At 55.8% G+C, this 16,083-nt stretch carries 11 protein-coding genes; 6 read left to right on the top strand and 5 right to left on the bottom strand.

All coding sequences use genetic code 11. The annotated features are described in order from the left end of the window. The first annotated feature begins 116 nt into the window (after positions 1–116). Positions 117–4,163: a hypothetical protein gene (locus SH421x_RS13510; RefSeq protein WP_488856276.1), complete on the top strand. Its 4,047-nt coding sequence runs from the start codon at positions 117–119 to the stop codon at positions 4,161–4,163. An 88-nt stretch (positions 4,164–4,251) separates the two neighbouring features. Continuing rightward, positions 4,252–4,692 (top strand): low affinity iron permease family protein, encoded by a 441-nt coding sequence (locus SH421x_RS13505; protein ID WP_488856275.1) that lies wholly within the window; start codon positions 4,252–4,254, stop codon positions 4,690–4,692. A gap of 45 nt (positions 4,693–4,737) precedes the next feature. On the opposite strand, the gene SH421x_RS13500 is transcribed toward SH421x_RS13505, so the two are convergent. The 3 genes from SH421x_RS13500 to SH421x_RS13490 form a co-directional block, all read right to left on the bottom strand. After that, positions 4,738–5,016 (bottom strand): DUF1294 domain-containing protein, encoded by a 279-nt coding sequence (locus SH421x_RS13500; protein WP_488856273.1) that lies wholly within the window; start codon positions 5,014–5,016, stop codon positions 4,738–4,740. Between the two features lie 141 nt (positions 5,017–5,157). Then, a complete protein-coding gene (locus SH421x_RS13495) occupies positions 5,158–8,589 on the bottom strand; it encodes a PAS domain S-box protein (RefSeq protein ID WP_488856271.1) in 3,432 nt (1,143 codons plus the stop codon). Positions 8,590–8,950: 361 nt separating this feature from the next. Further along, positions 8,951–9,304: a LysR substrate-binding domain-containing protein gene (locus tag SH421x_RS13490; RefSeq protein WP_488856269.1), complete on the bottom strand. Its 354-nt coding sequence runs from the start codon at positions 9,302–9,304 to the stop codon at positions 8,951–8,953. A gap of 956 nt (positions 9,305–10,260) precedes the next feature. Between SH421x_RS13490 and SH421x_RS13485 the strand changes: the two genes are divergently transcribed. The 4 genes from SH421x_RS13485 to SH421x_RS13470 all read left to right on the top strand — a co-directional run bounded on the left by SH421x_RS13485 (position 10,261) and on the right by SH421x_RS13470 (position 13,952). Next, positions 10,261–11,343, top strand: a complete 1,083-nt coding sequence (locus SH421x_RS13485) for a Gfo/Idh/MocA family protein (protein ID WP_488856267.1) — start codon at positions 10,261–10,263, stop codon at positions 11,341–11,343. A 245-nt stretch (positions 11,344–11,588) separates the two neighbouring features. Then, positions 11,589–12,569, top strand: coding sequence for a lysophospholipid acyltransferase family protein (locus tag SH421x_RS13480; RefSeq protein ID WP_488856265.1), 981 nt, complete (start codon positions 11,589–11,591; stop codon positions 12,567–12,569). A gap of 32 nt (positions 12,570–12,601) precedes the next feature. Beyond that, entirely contained in the window at positions 12,602–12,916 is a 315-nt protein-coding gene (locus tag SH421x_RS13475) for a Rieske (2Fe-2S) protein (protein ID WP_488856263.1), read from the top strand. 64 nt (positions 12,917–12,980) lie between these two features. Next, positions 12,981–13,952, top strand: coding sequence for a hypothetical protein (locus tag SH421x_RS13470; protein WP_488856262.1), 972 nt, complete (start codon positions 12,981–12,983; stop codon positions 13,950–13,952). Here the strand turns inward: SH421x_RS13470 and SH421x_RS13465 are convergent. Together SH421x_RS13465 and ispG are read right to left on the bottom strand one after the other, a co-directional pair. Then, the gene (locus SH421x_RS13465; protein WP_488856260.1) at positions 13,949–14,749 is read right to left on the bottom strand and encodes a hypothetical protein; all 801 of its coding nucleotides are present in this window, start codon (positions 14,747–14,749) and stop codon (positions 13,949–13,951) included. The two genes, SH421x_RS13470 and SH421x_RS13465, sit on opposite strands and share 4 nt — an antisense overlap. 49 nt (positions 14,750–14,798) lie before the next feature. Beyond that, complete coding sequence (gene ispG, locus SH421x_RS13460; RefSeq protein ID WP_488856258.1) at positions 14,799–15,941, bottom strand: (E)-4-hydroxy-3-methylbut-2-enyl-diphosphate synthase; 1,143 nt, start codon at positions 15,939–15,941, stop codon at positions 14,799–14,801. Positions 15,942–16,083: the final 142 nt, after the last annotated feature.

The following is a 16,083-nucleotide window of genomic DNA, read 5'->3' as shown; positions in this document are numbered from 1 at the left end:
ATACCAGGCGGCATGCTCTTGCGGCGCTTGAAAACTTTCCGCTGCTTCCAGAAATGGTTATGATAGAGGGCAGCTCATCTCCCCTCTTCACGGCGCCATAAAGTCGGAAACCACCCATGAAAATCTCGGGGAAGTGTCCCGCTATTTTCTGTCTGTTATTGGCGGTCGTTTTTGCCGGCTGTTCTACGCACAGCTCGGCGACGAAGCAGTCAGCGACAACAAAGCGCCGGATCGTTCGCTGGGACGCAGTCGCAGATCCTGCGCCAGCCCCCGAAACGCCAGCCGAGTCGATCCGCGGCAGTTTTCAAACGCCTATCGAACCTGAGTGGACGACTTCATTTCCACTGGCTTGGCCGCCGCTGGTCTATAAACATCAGCCGAACCAAGCCGAGCTAATTGATCTGCGCACCGGCAAATCGCTGGGAGTTATCCGCAATGACGAAACCTTGCCGGCCTTAGCGGTCGTTAGCACCGATGGCAAAATGCTGGCGAGACGCATGCCGGGAGAATTAGAGCATTTTAGAATCTGGTCCTTGGTGACCGGCGGATTCGCAAGCGATCGCATTCTGATGACGCGCCCCGACAACTATTCGCCAGCGGTCGCTTTTCAATTCGCCGGATCGGATCGACTGGTCGCGGTTCGTCCGGGGATCCACGGCGGTCAGGTCAATGTGATGAACCTGACAAAGACGGCGACAGAGCGGACCTTTGAGCTGGCCAGCGTTGATCCAGATGGGCAGTTGGTTTCTCAGGCGATTGGCATCTCTCCAGGCGGACGTTACTTGGCGGCTGTTGTCGGTCAGGCGCTTGTAATTCACGAGCTAAAATCGGGCAAATGCGTGGGAACTCAATTGCTTCCCCAAGGGCTGTTGGATGCCGCTGACACGATTCCCGAGATCATCTTCTCTGCCGATGGGAAGCGGCTCGCAATGTTGATTACCCAACCCGGCAAACCGCTTCGCTTGCTAGAAATGAGCGCCCACGATGTAATAGGAACCGTACAAAAGAGCTGGACTCCAGGGACTTGGTTGCAGAAGTCGCAGTATGATATCGTCAACGATCCGCACCCGCTGGCGTTTCTTCCCGATGGCAGCGGCTGGGTTTTGTTTGGTCGCTTGGTCTGGTCGCGCGACGCCGATGAGCCGACGCCTGACTTTGAAACGGTGCAGGGCGATCGGCTCCCTCGCTGTCTGCTGGATGATCAACACGTCGTTGCTTGCTTGCAAGCGAACGGCTCGACCAGCTTGCAAACCGTCGCGCGTGCCGGCGAAAAGTTAGCTTCCCTGCAACCTACCATCACCAATCAACCTGCCGAACAAATCAAAGAGCCGCTTCCGGTACCACCGATCCCGATTCCCGAGGTCGCCGCAACGCCTCAGCCTGCTGCGGCGATGCCCGATCCGGCGCCGCCAGAACCAGTGCCGCCAACGATTAGCTCGGTGACACCCAACCCCAGTTCCGCAATGCCCGCTCCCGTGCGGGAAACAAGCACCTTCCAACCTCCCAAACGCCCCCCAACCACAACGCCCCCAACCAGCACAACCGCACAACCAGAGGCGCCCAAAACCAAGCCAGCCCCGCAACCGCCGTCAAAATCAAGTTGGACGCCGATGATCGATCCGGTCGCCGACGCCCAGCCGTTGTCGCCGGCCCGAAAATTTGTCATCCCTGTGCCTCGCCGTCCGCGCTTTATCACTTCGACACGTCGTCAAAATTTTGTGTTGGTCGTAAACCAAGAGCAAAAGTTAGCCCAAGTCCTCGACGTGACCACCGGCGACGCGACCGGCGTGCCGATCCCTTTTCCTGACCGCGATGTGCCTGCGGCAATTGCCACCTCTGGCAAATATGTCGCCTATGCAGCGAGCGACGACGAAGCGTTTATCTTCGATACGGTGACCGGTAACTCGATCAAGGTCAGCAATCCCGATTCCGAAATTCGGTTTATTGAGTTCGCTGTCGACGACCAAGTTTTGATCGCCTTTGATGAGAAAAAACGGACCGAAATCATCCTCTGGAAACCGACCGGCGGGGAGCCAGTCCAACGCTTTTTTCTATTCAACGTCAGCGAGGACGATTGGGATCATGATCAAATTGGTCCAGCGATCAGTCCCGGCGGACGGATCCTGGCCATCCTGCTCTACAACAAGCTACACCTCTATGATCTCGTCGATCAGGACGCGCATCAATCGGCGGTCCTCCCTTTCGCATTTAAGGATCCAATCTTAAAGAAATTTCGGTGCGATGGGATCTGTTTTTCACCAGACGGACGTCAGCTCGCGGCCAACTATCACGACATTCAGCACGACTATTTTACGATCTGGAGCATGGAAACCGGCGAGACGCTTGTCTACCGTCCGACCCTGCACAAAAAGAGCACGCTCTCTCATCAACGAAGCGACTACGCGCGCTGGCTCACTTGGGCTGCTGATGGTAAGTCATTGCTGATCCAAGGGTCTACCCTCATGGATGCCGTGACAGGCTGTCCCTATTGGGTCCTCAATCAGGATGACCAAGAATCGATCGTGCCGCTGGCCCCTAAAACAATCTTAACGGTCGCAGACGGCTTTCCCGCTCAGCTTGAAGCGACACTGATCCCGGCCGATGCGTTTGCCGCCGCCGATGCTGCCCGCAAGTCGCCGTCGCTCGTTGCTCCTCCCCTCAAACCTATCGATCCCACCGCAGCGACACCGGCGCCAGAGTCGATCGCCGGACCTCCGCCAATAGACGGCCTTGCGCGGCCGCTGACCGGGGGTCCAATCCAAGTGGGCAAGCTGTTCGGTCCGTTTCACCTGCGCCGCATTTTGATTGCTCCGAGCGGGGTAATGGCAGTAGAAAGCGAGACCGACTACTTCTCTGGCGATCCGATCCTCACTAAGGGGCCGTTGATGCCAGAGTATCGGATCCACTTGGCGACCTTCGATTTGGCCACTAGTAAAGAACTAGGGAGCATGGACGTTCCGGAACGCTCCGTACTACTCGATATCAGTCCCGATGGCTCGCTACTGCTTACTGGCGATCGATTTTACGACATCTCCCGCTATACCCGTTTAGACGTCTGGGCGCCCAAACTAGGCATCCACGCCGCCGGTTGGCGTCCTCTCCCGCTCTCTACCGAACATAACGACACGGTCAGTTGGGCGCGATTTGTCGACAAGACGCATGTGCTGACTTGCAACTCACAACGCTTGATCTGTTGGCAGTTGCCTGAATGTCGCCAAGTTTATTCCCTCCCTTACAGCGCGACCCCTGAGCTCAGTCCCAATCGCAAGCAATTTGTCGACAGCGGAACCTTGTTGATTCATGATTCGCAGACGGGGCAACCGGTCGGCAAACTAGCCAAACTGCCGGCGAGTATCGGCGTGCGCGGCGTCACTTACTCGGTCGACGGAACCCAAATCATCGGTTTGGTAGACCACTACGGATCGCAAAGTATCGTGCGCTGGAAGGTACAGACCGGCGACATGATCGATCGCTGCGTGATCCCCAATATCAACTTCGTAAACAACCTTGTCCCCTTGGGGGATCGCGGCTTATTGCTGATGGCTTATGCAGACAGAACAGATCGCGGCGCTACGCTGTTTGATTTTCAGCAACAGCAGATCGTCTCGTTTCTTAATTCCTACGGATATTACGCCACAGCGCCGGGCGACCAATTTTGGTACGCGAACATGAAGGCCCCGACAAGCAATACAAGTCATGAATTCTTTGCACGTTGCTATAACGTCAACGACTTCACCTTTCCCCAGCTTTCGCCACCGGCCTATGTAAAGATTGCCCCCGGCGCCAAAGTGTCCGTCGAGATTCAAAGCATCCTGCCCAATGAGGCCGCGATCCGCGCTTCGCTAGAAAATCAACTCACGGCGGCTGGTTACATCATCGATAGTGCGGCAACGACCAAGCTCCGCTTCACCGCCAAACAAGATCGTCAAATCCTCCGCAGCACACCGGTCGAAATTTACACCCCTGTCATCGACTGCAGCGTAGCGTTGATCGATGACCGGGGAGAAGTCGTATGGGATGCGAACGACCGGGTAGCGACCGACGATCCTAGCCAGCTGAAAACATCTCGCTGGCTCGACGGGCTAAAATTGCCGGTTGCCGTTTTTCGTGACGACTGGAAAATGGCGATACCAACCGGCGAGTTCCCCAATCGGATTCCGTAGGCCACAAACCGGCGCAAGCCAAGCAAACGAATCTCACCCTATTCGAGCGCATTCGCCTTGATGAGCATCCAGCGTTGTTGAACCAACCATGAAATCAACCAAGCTCTTCACCAAAGTCGCCAAAGCGACCTCCTCAGCCGCTGGCAATCCAATCACGTTTGGAGTCGCCCTCGGTACGATTATCGTGTGGGGAGTCTCTGGCCCTATCTTTGGTTACAGCGACACTTGGCAACTGATCATCAACACTTCGACCACGATCATCACGTTCTTGATGGTGTTCCTCATTCAGAACTCGCAAAACCGCGATTCCCATGCGATTCAAATCAAACTGGACGAGCTAATTCGCGCCACCCAGGGAGCCCATGTCGCCTTACTCGATCTGGAAGAGCTAGAGGAAGCAGATTTGGAACGAATACGCAAAAACTATGGAAAACTAGCCCGCGAAGCGCGAGGCGAACTGCGCCAGGGAAATTCCGATACCGACAACCCGGAAGTGGACGAACCCCAAGTCGAAGACGACAAGACGTAACCTCCGGGACAAAGCGTCTCCCCCATGCGCGTCGCGAAATAAGCCTCAGCCGGCCAAATGCAGATAACAAAGTCCCGCGATCAAGACCACGTGCAGCGCCACGATCAGCCAATAGACAATCAAAAAAGCCCGCTTCTGCGTCTTGTGCCGAAAAAACTGTTGCCCCGCCCAAGCTCCTGGCCACCCGCCGCACAGCGCTAGCTGTTGCAAAGTCGCTTCCGATATCCTTCGCCTACCCGATTGCGCGCACCGCTTATCCCAGCCGTAAACCAAAAAGGTAACGCAGCTCATGACCGCAACCAGCAGCGCATAGTAAATCAACATTTGCTCTTAGTTTTCGGCCTGGATTCGCTCCAAACTTCCAACGCTCCCCGTTCTAAAAATCGTATTCTCAGGCACCTATCACACAGCGAACCGCGACATGGTACCGGGTTGCACACGATCAACCAACAGCAACGGCGCCCCTTAGTTTGCTTTCCCTTTCTGCACCAGGTAATTGCGTAGCAACTCTTGGATCACCGCCGGCTCGGCCGGTTTGACCAGGTGATGATCGAAGCCTGCTTGCTTGGTTCGTTGCTTGTCTTGGTCCTGTCCCCAACCGGTCAGCGCGACCAGCAGGATCTGTTCGCCCCACGCTTGTTTTCTGATCTGCTTGGCCGCTTCATAGCCGTTCAGCTTTGGCATGCCTAAATCCATCAGAATCACCTCCGGCAAAAAATCAGCCGCGACTGCGACCGCCTCCTCTCCGTCGTGGGCGACGCGGACTTCATTGCCAAGCATTTTGACAACCAATGACAGCATGTGCGCCGCCGCCTGGTTGTCATCGACGACAAGGACTCGAAAGGGGAGGGGAGCAGCGCTGGGTCCATCCTTCACTTGATCGGCGACAGGCGATTCGGTCAAAATCGGTAGTCGCACGTAGAACTCGCTTCCTTGGTCGGCGCCTGCACTAGAGACATCAATCTCACCTCCATGCAGTTCGACAAGTCGCTTGACTAAAGTCAGACCGATTCCCAGCCCTGAATATCCCTTTTCCAATGGGCGGTCAATCTGCGCAAACATCTCGAAAATCCCTTCTCGCATATCAGCGGGGATTCCCAAACCATCATCTTTCACAATGACCACGACGTCGCGCTCTTGTAGTTCGACGGTCAGCCAGATCCGGCCCCCGGATGGCGTGTATTTCGTCGAGTTGTTCAACAAGTTAGAAAAAACCTGTGCCAGTCGATTGGGGTCGGCATTCACAAAAATAGGCTGCGCAGGTAGCGTCACCGTCAATTCGTGATTCGCCTCGTCCACGAAGGGTCGCATCGCTTCTACGGCGCTCTGCACCACCTCAGAGATGGCGATCGGGCACCTTCGCAGCTCTAATTTGCCCTGCGTGATGCGCGAGACGTCTAGCAGGTCGTCGATCAGGCGAACCATTTGCTGCACCTGACGCTCCATGGTGCTGCGGACTTCCTCTAACAATTCCGGATCATTTTTCACCAGCTTGATCACTTCTAATCCGGTCCGGATCGGAGCCAGCGGGTTGCGAAGTTCATGCCCTAAGGTTGCCAGAAATTCCGTCTTGCGACGATCTGCTTCCGACAATTCGGCGGCGACTTTCCGCAGTTCGTCCTCCATCTGCTTCCGCTCGGTCTGGTCCCGCATCACTTTCATAAAGCCGAGCAACTCTCCTTGTTCGTTATGCAAACCGGTAGTAACGCCAACCGCCCAAAACCGTGTTCCATCACGACGTTTCATCCAGCGCTCGTCACTGGAGTTGCCGGTTGTCTCGGCTTTATCAAGCACCGCTTGCGGCGCCCCTTGAGCGATATCAACGTCCAGAAAGATCGACGACAAGATGTCTTTGCCGATAAACGCCGCTTCGTCAAAACCGAGCACCCGCAGCACTCCTTCGTTCCAACTTGTCGGCAAACCGTTTGCGTCGGTCATGAAGATTGCATAGTCCTCCACCTGCTCGACCAAAGCACGAAAGCGTTGTTCATGCTCTCGCATTCGTTGCTCCGCCTGTTTGCGGCCGCTAATGTCACGGACGTAGGCGGTGAACAACGGGGGATAGCTCTGATTGATGCACGTAATCGCCAATTCAATCGGAATTTCGGCGCCATCCGCTCTTAACGCGTTCACCTCTAGATGATTGTTCAAAATCGGACCATCGCCACTCTCTAAGTATCGCGCAAGACCTGCTTTGTACCTGGCTCGCAACGGAGGCGGAATGAGAAAAGCGGACATTTCCTGTCCCACAATCTCTTCGTAGGAATAGCCAAATAACTTCTCGGCCGCCGGATTGTATTCAAGCACGATCCCTTGGTGGTCAATCGTGACAATACCGTCGAGCGAGGTTTCCAGCATCGCCGCTTTTCTAATTTCACTCTCTCGAGCTTCAATTTCCGCTCGCTGACGGTCACTAATATCGCGCGCGATTTTGGAGGCTCCGATCACCTTACCGGCGGCGTCTTTGATCGGAGAGATCGTTAGCGAAATCGGAATCCTTTGTCCATCACTCTTCAGACGCACCGTTTCGAAGTGTTCGACACGCTCGCCAGAACTAATTCTAGCAATGATCTGCTCTTCTTCGTTCGCTCGCTCAGGCGGAATCAACATCGAAATGTGAGTTCCGACGGCTTGCTCTTCGGTGTAGCCAAAAATCCGCTCCGCGGCAGCGTTCCAACTCTGGATCGTCCCATCCAACGTTTTACTGATGATCGCGTCAGCCGACGAAGTAACGATCGCCGCGAGAAAGTGTGCGTGCTTTGCCCGCTCTGCATTCTCGGTTTCCAGTCGCCGCCGCTCGGTGACATCTCGAAAAACCAAAACGCAGCCTACGATCTCACCTTGATTGAGCCGGATTGGCGCCGCGCTATCATCGATGGGGCGTTCCGTTCCATCCTTGGCGATTAAAATCGTATGATTCGCGAGCCCCACAATCACACCTTCGCGCAGGGCGCGCGTCACGGGGCTTTCGACCGGGGCGCGGGTTTGTTCATTAACGATCTGGAAGATCAAATCCAGCGGTTGGCCGTACGCTTCGCGATTGGTCCAAGCGGTCAGCTCTTCAGCAACCTTGTTTAACCTTACGATGCAACCTTTCGCATCGGTTGCAATCACCGCATCTCCAATGCTGGCGAGGGTGACGCGCAATAACTCGGCCTCTTCCCGCTCTTTCCGCAGTTCGGTCAGCTCATCAATCAGCAACTGCGTATTTTCTGATTGGATCGCCGTCGGATCCTCCAAAACGCATTCGGCCAAAGCTTCGTGCACGGTCCACAACTGCTTCAGATCACTTTCCTGCTGCAACTCGGGATGAACTTTTGTCCAAAAATGGGCAGTCCGGATAAACGTGATCAAGACCAACAGGTGTTGGTAGATCCCAGGCTCCAAAACGTTTTGCAATACCTCCAAGCAACGATTGGCTTGGGACGTCTGCTGAAAGACGTGAGCAACACAAGCAAACAACGCTTCTTCTTCCGCCGTTTCGGACTTCGGCAATTCGGTGAAGTGACCACGCTGGCTGTTTAACAACGTAAGGTGCGGCTCCAGCGCTTCTCCTTTCGGAAATCTTCGGCGGAGCAGACGGACAATTTGCTCAGCCGACTCAGGCAGCGACTGCCGATCGCCAGCGGGATACCCCAAGCCGATCAAAAATCCGACATGCCGCGCGATGCAATAGCGGACTTCGCAAAACTGCGAAAGGTAAACGAACAACCGCTCCTTCAGCAGCGACGGCAGCGGGTTATCCAAGTATCCAAACTTGGCGAATCCCCACAGATTCTCCGTAATTTCGGGAGAGCTGGGCGCCAGTTGAAAAAAGTTCGGCAACACGCCAAAACGGGCTTCGACTTCCGCATGCAGAGCAGGCTGTTGGGGCGCTGGTTCCGATTGGTCGCTCACTTTGACTTCCTAAGCGGCTCGACTCTTTCCATCGCGACGGATTCCATTGCGTAGATTGGTGCGAGTTGAGAATAGGTGTTGGACTGGCCCCGCTCAATGCGATTCAAGAAGGCCCCCGCGATCCAGAAAGATCGCCGTCCCTACTGCCTGCCGGCCTTCAAGCATCGCAATTGCAGGCGACATTATAGCTAAACGCAAGCCAATTGTCCTACACGCTCTCCCGCTACGATCAGGCAAGCGAAAACGGCCCCACCACCAATTAGGGCAGCAATCGCCTGTCGATACGGTGCACTTTTGGGCCGTGCGAAGCAGTCAGACTGCGAGAATCCGTTGCAGTGAAGTAACATTGGCAATCTAGGCATCAACTTGCCGACAATTCCAGCCATGGCTGTTCAGCTAGAAACTGTAAGAGTTCTGCTTGAAAGCGTTGGGCGCGAATCGAGAGCGTTCGCTGGTAAGGCCAAATCAGGAATATCTCGCGCGGCCGACCTGACCATTCTGGCAAGACGCGTTGTAAATTTCCGATTTCAATTTCGCGCTGTACGATACTGAGCGGCAGCAATGCAATACCTGCCCCAGCTTTCACAAGGCTCAAAATCACATTCATGTCATTGCTGGTATGGACGTGCTGTTTTTGGATCACCTCTTCGCGTTTGCCGCTGACAAGTCTCCATTCACTAAACAAGTCCGCAGCAACGCTTGCCCATGGATTCAATGTTTCGATGTCGGAAATTCTCTGGTCGAGAAAGCCGCCGTCAAGTCAATAGCCGGGCGCCGTTGGTATTACGGTGTCTTCAGCGAACCACCACGTTGCTTGTTGCAATTCCAATGGTAGCGGAACGGCGCAAGCCGTCCGGTTCTTCGGACCCTCAATGATTCACACCGGAGGGCTCGCGCCCTTCCGCTACCAGTCATGGACGGTAGGTAGCGATCGTAACCACCGTTGCATCGCCCACGTTGAAGATTATGCGTTGACAGTGCGCACGGAGTTCGGGTCGATTACAGGGTGAGAATAGATAAGCAAATTGCAAAGGCTTGTTGGTTATTGGTGCTGACGGAGTGATAGGGTGCTGCGCGTGATGCGATTTTTCAGTTTCGACAGCGATGCGGTCCGGTGGGGGTGCTCCTTCGAATCTTAAATCGTCATTGATTTGAGATTCTGGTTTCGACATTCGTTATTTGAATTCGAGTCTGTATCCCACACTTGCGTTGGCGGGCCAGTTTGCTGAAGTGCGATCAAGAAACAAAAACAGGGTGAGAACCAAAACGATTCTCACCCTGGCTATATCCAGCCCCTGGAGCTTGCATAGGACAAGCTCCAGGGGCCTAAAAAAAGACTCGCCGTGAAGCGAATGTCGGCGCGGTCGACCCAGTTAACCACGTGCTCCGACATCAAAGCAGCTTCGACCCAGGAGGGGGGCTCTCGCACGTTCCCGCAAACTTGCAAGCAACGACGAGTCTTTCCAAATTCAAATTTCGTGCCACATCGCTGTTAGCGTTGGAGCGGGGCAATAAATAGCGAATCGACATTTGCTTGTCTGCGCCAATTTTTGGCGATACTGCGGATTCTTTTCCGGGGCCTGCCCCAGGTATTCGAGAACGGCGGAGCGTCTATAATGGGCGGCTTTCCCCACCTAAAGATACGTATCTTGCCCTAGAAAGGACGACATCATGTCGCTCGGCTTTGCCATTGTCGGTTGTGGAATGATCGCCGATTTCCACGCGCGTGCCATTGCGGACCTGCGCGGCGCTAAGTTGGTAGCCTGCTTTTCTCGTAACGGAGAACGCGCCGCCGAGTTTGCCGCCGAACATGACTGTACGCCTTATAGTGACCTGGACGAAATGCTGGCCGACGAGAGTGTTGACGTCGTCTCGATCTGCACGCCCAGCGGCGCTCATATGGAGCCCGGCGTCGCCGCGGCCCGCGCTGGCAAGCATGTGATAATAGAAAAGCCGTTAGAAATCACGCTAAAGCGCTGCGACAAGCTGATCGCCGAATGTGAAAAAGCAGGGGTCAAACTGTCGACGATCTTTCCGTCGCGGTTCCATGGTCCCTCTGTCGAACTGAAAAAGGCGATCGACGCTGGGCGATTCGGCAAATTGACGATGGGAGACGCCTACGTCAAATGGTTCCGCACCCAGGCCTATTACGATAGCGGCGCATGGCGCGGCACGTGGGCGCTTGACGGCGGCGGAGCGCTGATGAATCAGGCAATCCATAGCGTCGACTTGCTTTGCTGGTTGATGGGGGATGTCGCCGAGATCTCGGGCTACACGTCGCTGCTGGCGCATGAGCGGATCGAGGTTGAAGATGTCGCCGTCGCGACTTTGAAATTCGCCAATGGCGCGCTCGGCGTGATCCAGGCTTCGACCGCTTCCTATCCCGGATTTCTGAAGCGGATCGAAATCAGCGGCTCGCAAGGATCGGCGATCATGGAAGAAGAAGACCTGAAAAAGTGGGATTTCGCCAAAATGACCAAGCGCGATCAGGCGATACAAGAACGTCTCGCAGGCAAAACCCACACCGGCGGCGGGGCCGCCGATCCCAAGGCGATTGGGCACCATGGACATACGGCCCAGTTCAAAGATTTTGTCGAAGCAATCAAAAAAGACCGTGAACCGCTGATTAACGGTCCCGAGGGTCGGCGGGCCGTCGAAGTGATCTTGGCGATCTACAAAGCGGCTGAAACCGGCAAATCGGTGGCGTTGCCGCTGAAATCAGATCCTGTATTGAAGGCGCGGACCGCGAAATAATTAGAGAAACATGCGTGCCACGGCTCTGTGAGCCGTGCCAAAGTATCGGTTTGAATCCATGCTTACTCAGCGAAGACGCTGTGAAAGCATGAGCCCAGACAAGTGGAGACGATACCATGGCGCACACGGCTCACAGAGCCGTGGCACGTATATTTGGGTCGGGGCCGGGCAAATTGACCTTTCCGTACAGGTCAAATCTCGGCAAAATACCGAGCGAAATGATAGCACCAAGCAGGGAAGCGCCGGTGAAGATACGACTCGTATTGGATTACTTGGTTTATGTGGCGGTTCGTTTGGTGATTTGCATCATCCAAGCGCTGCCGATGGACCGCTGCGCTCAGATGGCCCAGTTTTTGGCTTGGCTGGTCAGTGACGTCTTTAAAGTTCGCGGCACGCTGCTCGAAACGAATCTGCAGCATGCCTTTCCGGAGATGACCGCCGCTGAGCGCAAAAAACTGGCGCGGCGAAACTGGCGGCACATGTTTTTAATGGTCTGCGAAATCGCCCACGCGCCGCGCAAGATTCATGACACCAATTGGCGCGACTATGTGGAGATGCAGAACATCAAGAATCAGATTCGCTACATGCTAAGCGATCGCCCGGTGGTGATCTTGCTTGGGCATTTTGGCAATTTTGAACTGATGGGTTACTGCGCAGGGCTGATGGGCTTTCCGACTTACACCGTGGCCCGGCCGCTGGACAATCTATTTTTGCACAATTTCGTCCAACGTTTTCGCGGCATGACCGGGCAATATATTTTGCCCAAACAAGGGAGCGCACCGGCGATCGAAAAGATGATGCAAGCCGGCGGAACGCTGGGCTTGCTGTGCGATCAGAACGCCGGGCCCAAAGGTTGCTGGGTGGACTTTATGGGGAGGCCGGCATCGTGTCATAAAGCGATTTCACTGTTTTCGATGGCCAGCGGCGCTCCGCTGGTGGTGACGCACTTTCGCCGCACCGACCGACCGATGCAGTTTCAAATGGGAATCGACAGCACCGACGCGATCTATGATCCAACCACCGCAGAAACGCAATTGGGCGTAAAAGAGTTGGCCAGTTGGTACAATGAACACCTTGAAAAAATGATCCGCCGCAATCCCGAACAATACTGGTGGATCCACAATCGCTGGCGCGACGATCGCAAGAAAAAGAGCAAGCCAAGCGACGCAACTGCTGGCGGTCTTGCCGAGACCGCCGAGCCTGAAATCAATCAACGCGCCGCCTAGCGCGTCAACACCATCACCGCCACCAGAATCGTATGCCGAATTGGGTTCGTGTCGCCGCTGTGAGTGAAATCCCCGTCGACTGCGGAATTGAACGCGTCGTCGCAGGACGCATCCTCGGGCTGTTTTGCGTTGACGAGCATTATTTTGCGATGGACGGCATCTGCGCTCATCAAGGCGGCCCCGTCGCCCAAGGAAGCGTTTGCGGAGCGATTGTTACCTGTCCTTGGCACGGCTGGCAATACAACGTGACGACCGGCAAGCACGAATTGAGTGAGATTCGCCAGCAAACCTTTCCGGTCGAAAGACGCGGCGACGAGCTTTTCGTCGACATGGAAGAACCCCAATAGCGGGCCGACATCTATTGTACTGGCTCGTGATCGGGTAGCCTGAAGTAATACCCCGTTCGACAACTTGCAGATTGCCACGCGCCCCTTGATCGAAGTTCGCCGCTTTCTCAACTCCGATCCACCGAAGTTGGTGGAAATTTGGAACAGCCAATCGCTTGGTGCGCAGCTTGCGCAGCCGATGACGGTCGGCTCGATGGAAACGTACGTTTTCGCTAAGCCCTACTTTCGAGCCGAAACCTGCTTGGTCGCGGTCGATCAGGGGCAGATTGTCGGCTTCGCCCATGTTGCGCTGCGACAAGAATTATGCCCCAACTCGCAGGGGACGCCGGGCGCCTATTTGACGATGGCCTTGGTTGCCGGGCATGCGGATTACGCGGCGGTGATGAGTGCGCTGCTGGATCAAGCCGAAGCATTGGCCCAACAATCAGGAGCGGCGCAGTTGATCACCGGCGGAGCGCCGCCGCTGGGACCGTTTTATTTCGGCTTGGCCGGCGGATCGCACAACCTGGGGGTCCCGTCCACGTTTGAGACCTTGCGTCAGCAGCTAAATCAGCGCGACTACCAAGTGATCGGCGAATATTGGGCGATGCGATCCAACATCCATGGATTTCGCCCTGCGGTCAGTCGCGAACTGATGCAGATTCGCCGCAGTTATTCGGTCGAAGCGAACTTTAGCCCGCCGCCACTTGACTGGCTGCAATCGTGCATCTACATGCACTTTGAACGCTCGCAATTTGATCTGATCCCCAAACTGAACTCGACCGCCGCTGCATCGGCGACGTTTATCGACTTGCCTCACTATAGCCAGCTGTGGGGCGTACACGCCGCGGCGCTGGTGACAGTCGCAGCGCTAGAAGATGGCGATCAGGCGAAGTCCAGCTACCTGCTGGGCGAAGCGCTGCGTCAACTTGCCGAAACCGGCGTTAGTCGCATCGAAACCCAGGTCGACAAAGAAGATCTTGGCGGCTACGCGATGCTGCGAACGCTGGGGTTTGACGAGGTTTATCAATCGGCTCAGATGGCTAAAACGCTTTAGTTTTGCGGTAGCGAGATTGCCGTCAGATATTGCGTCGCCGCGAGTTCTGCGTTGGGTGTTGCATGCCGGATCTGCAGCGAAATCGGATCAATCAACTCTTCACGTCTTGCGGCTGTTAGCTTGGCGGTGATCAAGCCACGCTGTGAACTAGACATTAGATAATGCGTCCAGAGCCAGGCTTCGGCGTAGTCAAGTTGGGTCATCGCTTCGGGGCGTTCGAGCGCCGCCAAGCGATCGAGATTCGGTCGCCAACCGCCGTTTTGCAGCGCGTCGCCCAAGACCGGCAGATGCTCTTCGTTCATCCGATCGGCTTGCGGCAGAACCTCAAAGTACTCGGCTAATCCTTCGTCCAACCACAGCGGCAAGCGGCCAAAGTTGGCATGCAGATAGGCGTGGGTCAGCTCATGCCGCAAGTCGGTCACCACATGCTCGCTCCAGATCGCATAGATGTGGGCGCCGTTGGCGTCGGTGACAAAGATGGCGCGGCGGCCTGTCAGTTGGGGGAATCGCTGAGCGACGATACTGCGATAGGCGGCCGCATCGTGATACAAATTCACCTGGATCGGGGTCTCTTCGATCGGCATTTGTAGCGTCAAAGCCAAGTCGGTCCGCAGTGAGTGGATGTTGGCTCGCAGGGCTGCTTCGGCCGGCAGCTTGAAGTCAGCCGAGATGACCAGCTTGTCTGAAGTTGCCGTCGCCGGAATTGCGAGTGCTGTGGATCGACCCCAGAGGGCGCAGCCTGAGACCCCGCCGAGGGCGGTCAACAGACAGAGCCGTAAAATCAAACCGCACGACAAATTGGCGTCCTTTCCAATAAGTTCATCTGCACGCAATCCGATAGACGAATTACGCGCCAACCCGCGTCGCAATCAACGCGTCAAGCTCTGTCTTCAGCTTGCCCAAGATCTGATCGTAAGGGAACGCGCCCAGTTCTTCGCCAGATCGCTTCAAGTTGACAAAATTGGGGCCGCACCAAAGTCCCAGATCGGCGTCATCGGTTTCGCCTGGTCCGTTGACGCGGCAGCCCATCACGGCGATCGTGATGTCATGCTCTTTGGCGTACTGCGTCATGTCGCGAACTTGCTCGGCCAGCTCGACAAACGCTTCGTTTTCGACGCGCGAGCAACTCGGACAGCTGATGATGTTCAGCGTGTTGAGTCCAAAATCGACGACGCTCCGCACGCGACCAGCGGCGATATCGGCCAAGATCTGGCGGCCTGCGGCGATCTCTTCGGGCTTTCGCGGATTCGGCACGGTCAGCGACACGCGGATGGTGTCACCCACGCCGCGGCTGATCAGTTGCTCGAAGGCGATCCGCGTTTTGATGATGCCATCCGGCGGCATGCCGGCTTCGGTCACGCCCAGATGCAGCGGAATGTCACTGCGGCGTTCGGCAAAGCGGCGATTGACGTCGATCACCTTTCGCGGGTCCGAGTCTTTCAGCGAAACGCAGTACCGCGTGAACCCCAGCGAGTCGAGATGTTCGCAATGCTCCAAGGCGCTTTCCAGCATCGGTACGATCGAGTCAGCCGGGTCGTACATCGCCAGCTTGTCAGGATCCACGCTGCCGCAGTTGACGCCGATCCGGATCGCACAGTCATTGTCCTGAGCGATGCCGACCAAATAGTCCACTTTCTCGCGCCACGGTTTGGTCCGCTCGTGGTGATAGAGATGTCCTGGATTGTAGCGCACCTTATCGACGTGGGGAGCAACCAATTCGGCCAGGCGATAATTCTCTTGCAGATCGACCGAGAGATTCGCCGAGGTCTGCCGGCGGATTTCGGCCAGCGCTTCAGCATCTTTCTTGTTGTCGACCGCAATTCGCACGACATCGGCGCCAGCTGCTTCCAGCGCGCGGACTTGCTCGACGGTCGCGTCAATGTCCTGCGTCTTGGTGGCGGTCATGCTTTGAACGGCGATCGGATTGCCATCGCCGATGGCGATCGAACCAATCACGACCCGGCGAGTCGAATTTCGCTGAATTTGCACCGAAAAGGTCTCCTGCGGCGTTGTCTGGACTGCACGTATTCTCTTGTACCGCAACAGTTTTGGCAACATCACCATTTTTCGGGGCGGCTCTGGCCAGACAACGCCAAAAGCCCGCTGACAGCTTACATCAGCGGGCCTGTGC

It is taken from the genome of Blastopirellula sp. SH421, from assembly GCF_057808535.1.
This window is presented reverse-complemented; position numbering and strand designations above follow the sequence as displayed.

Bases quoted from the DNA above. Each gene is read 5' to 3' on its own strand.
- SH421x_RS13510 (WP_488856276.1), top strand. From the start codon at position 117: ATGAAAATCTCGGGGAAGTGTCCCGCTATTTTCTGTCTGTTATTGGCG.
- SH421x_RS13505 (WP_488856275.1), top strand. From the start codon at position 4,252: ATGAAATCAACCAAGCTCTTCACCAAAGTCGCCAAAGCGACCTCCTCA.
- SH421x_RS13500 (WP_488856273.1), bottom strand. From the start codon at position 5,016: ATGTTGATTTACTATGCGCTGCTGGTTGCGGTCATGAGCTGCGTTACC.
- SH421x_RS13485 (WP_488856267.1), top strand. From the start codon at position 10,261: ATGTCGCTCGGCTTTGCCATTGTCGGTTGTGGAATGATCGCCGATTTC.
- SH421x_RS13475 (WP_488856263.1), top strand. From the start codon at position 12,602: ATGCCGAATTGGGTTCGTGTCGCCGCTGTGAGTGAAATCCCCGTCGAC.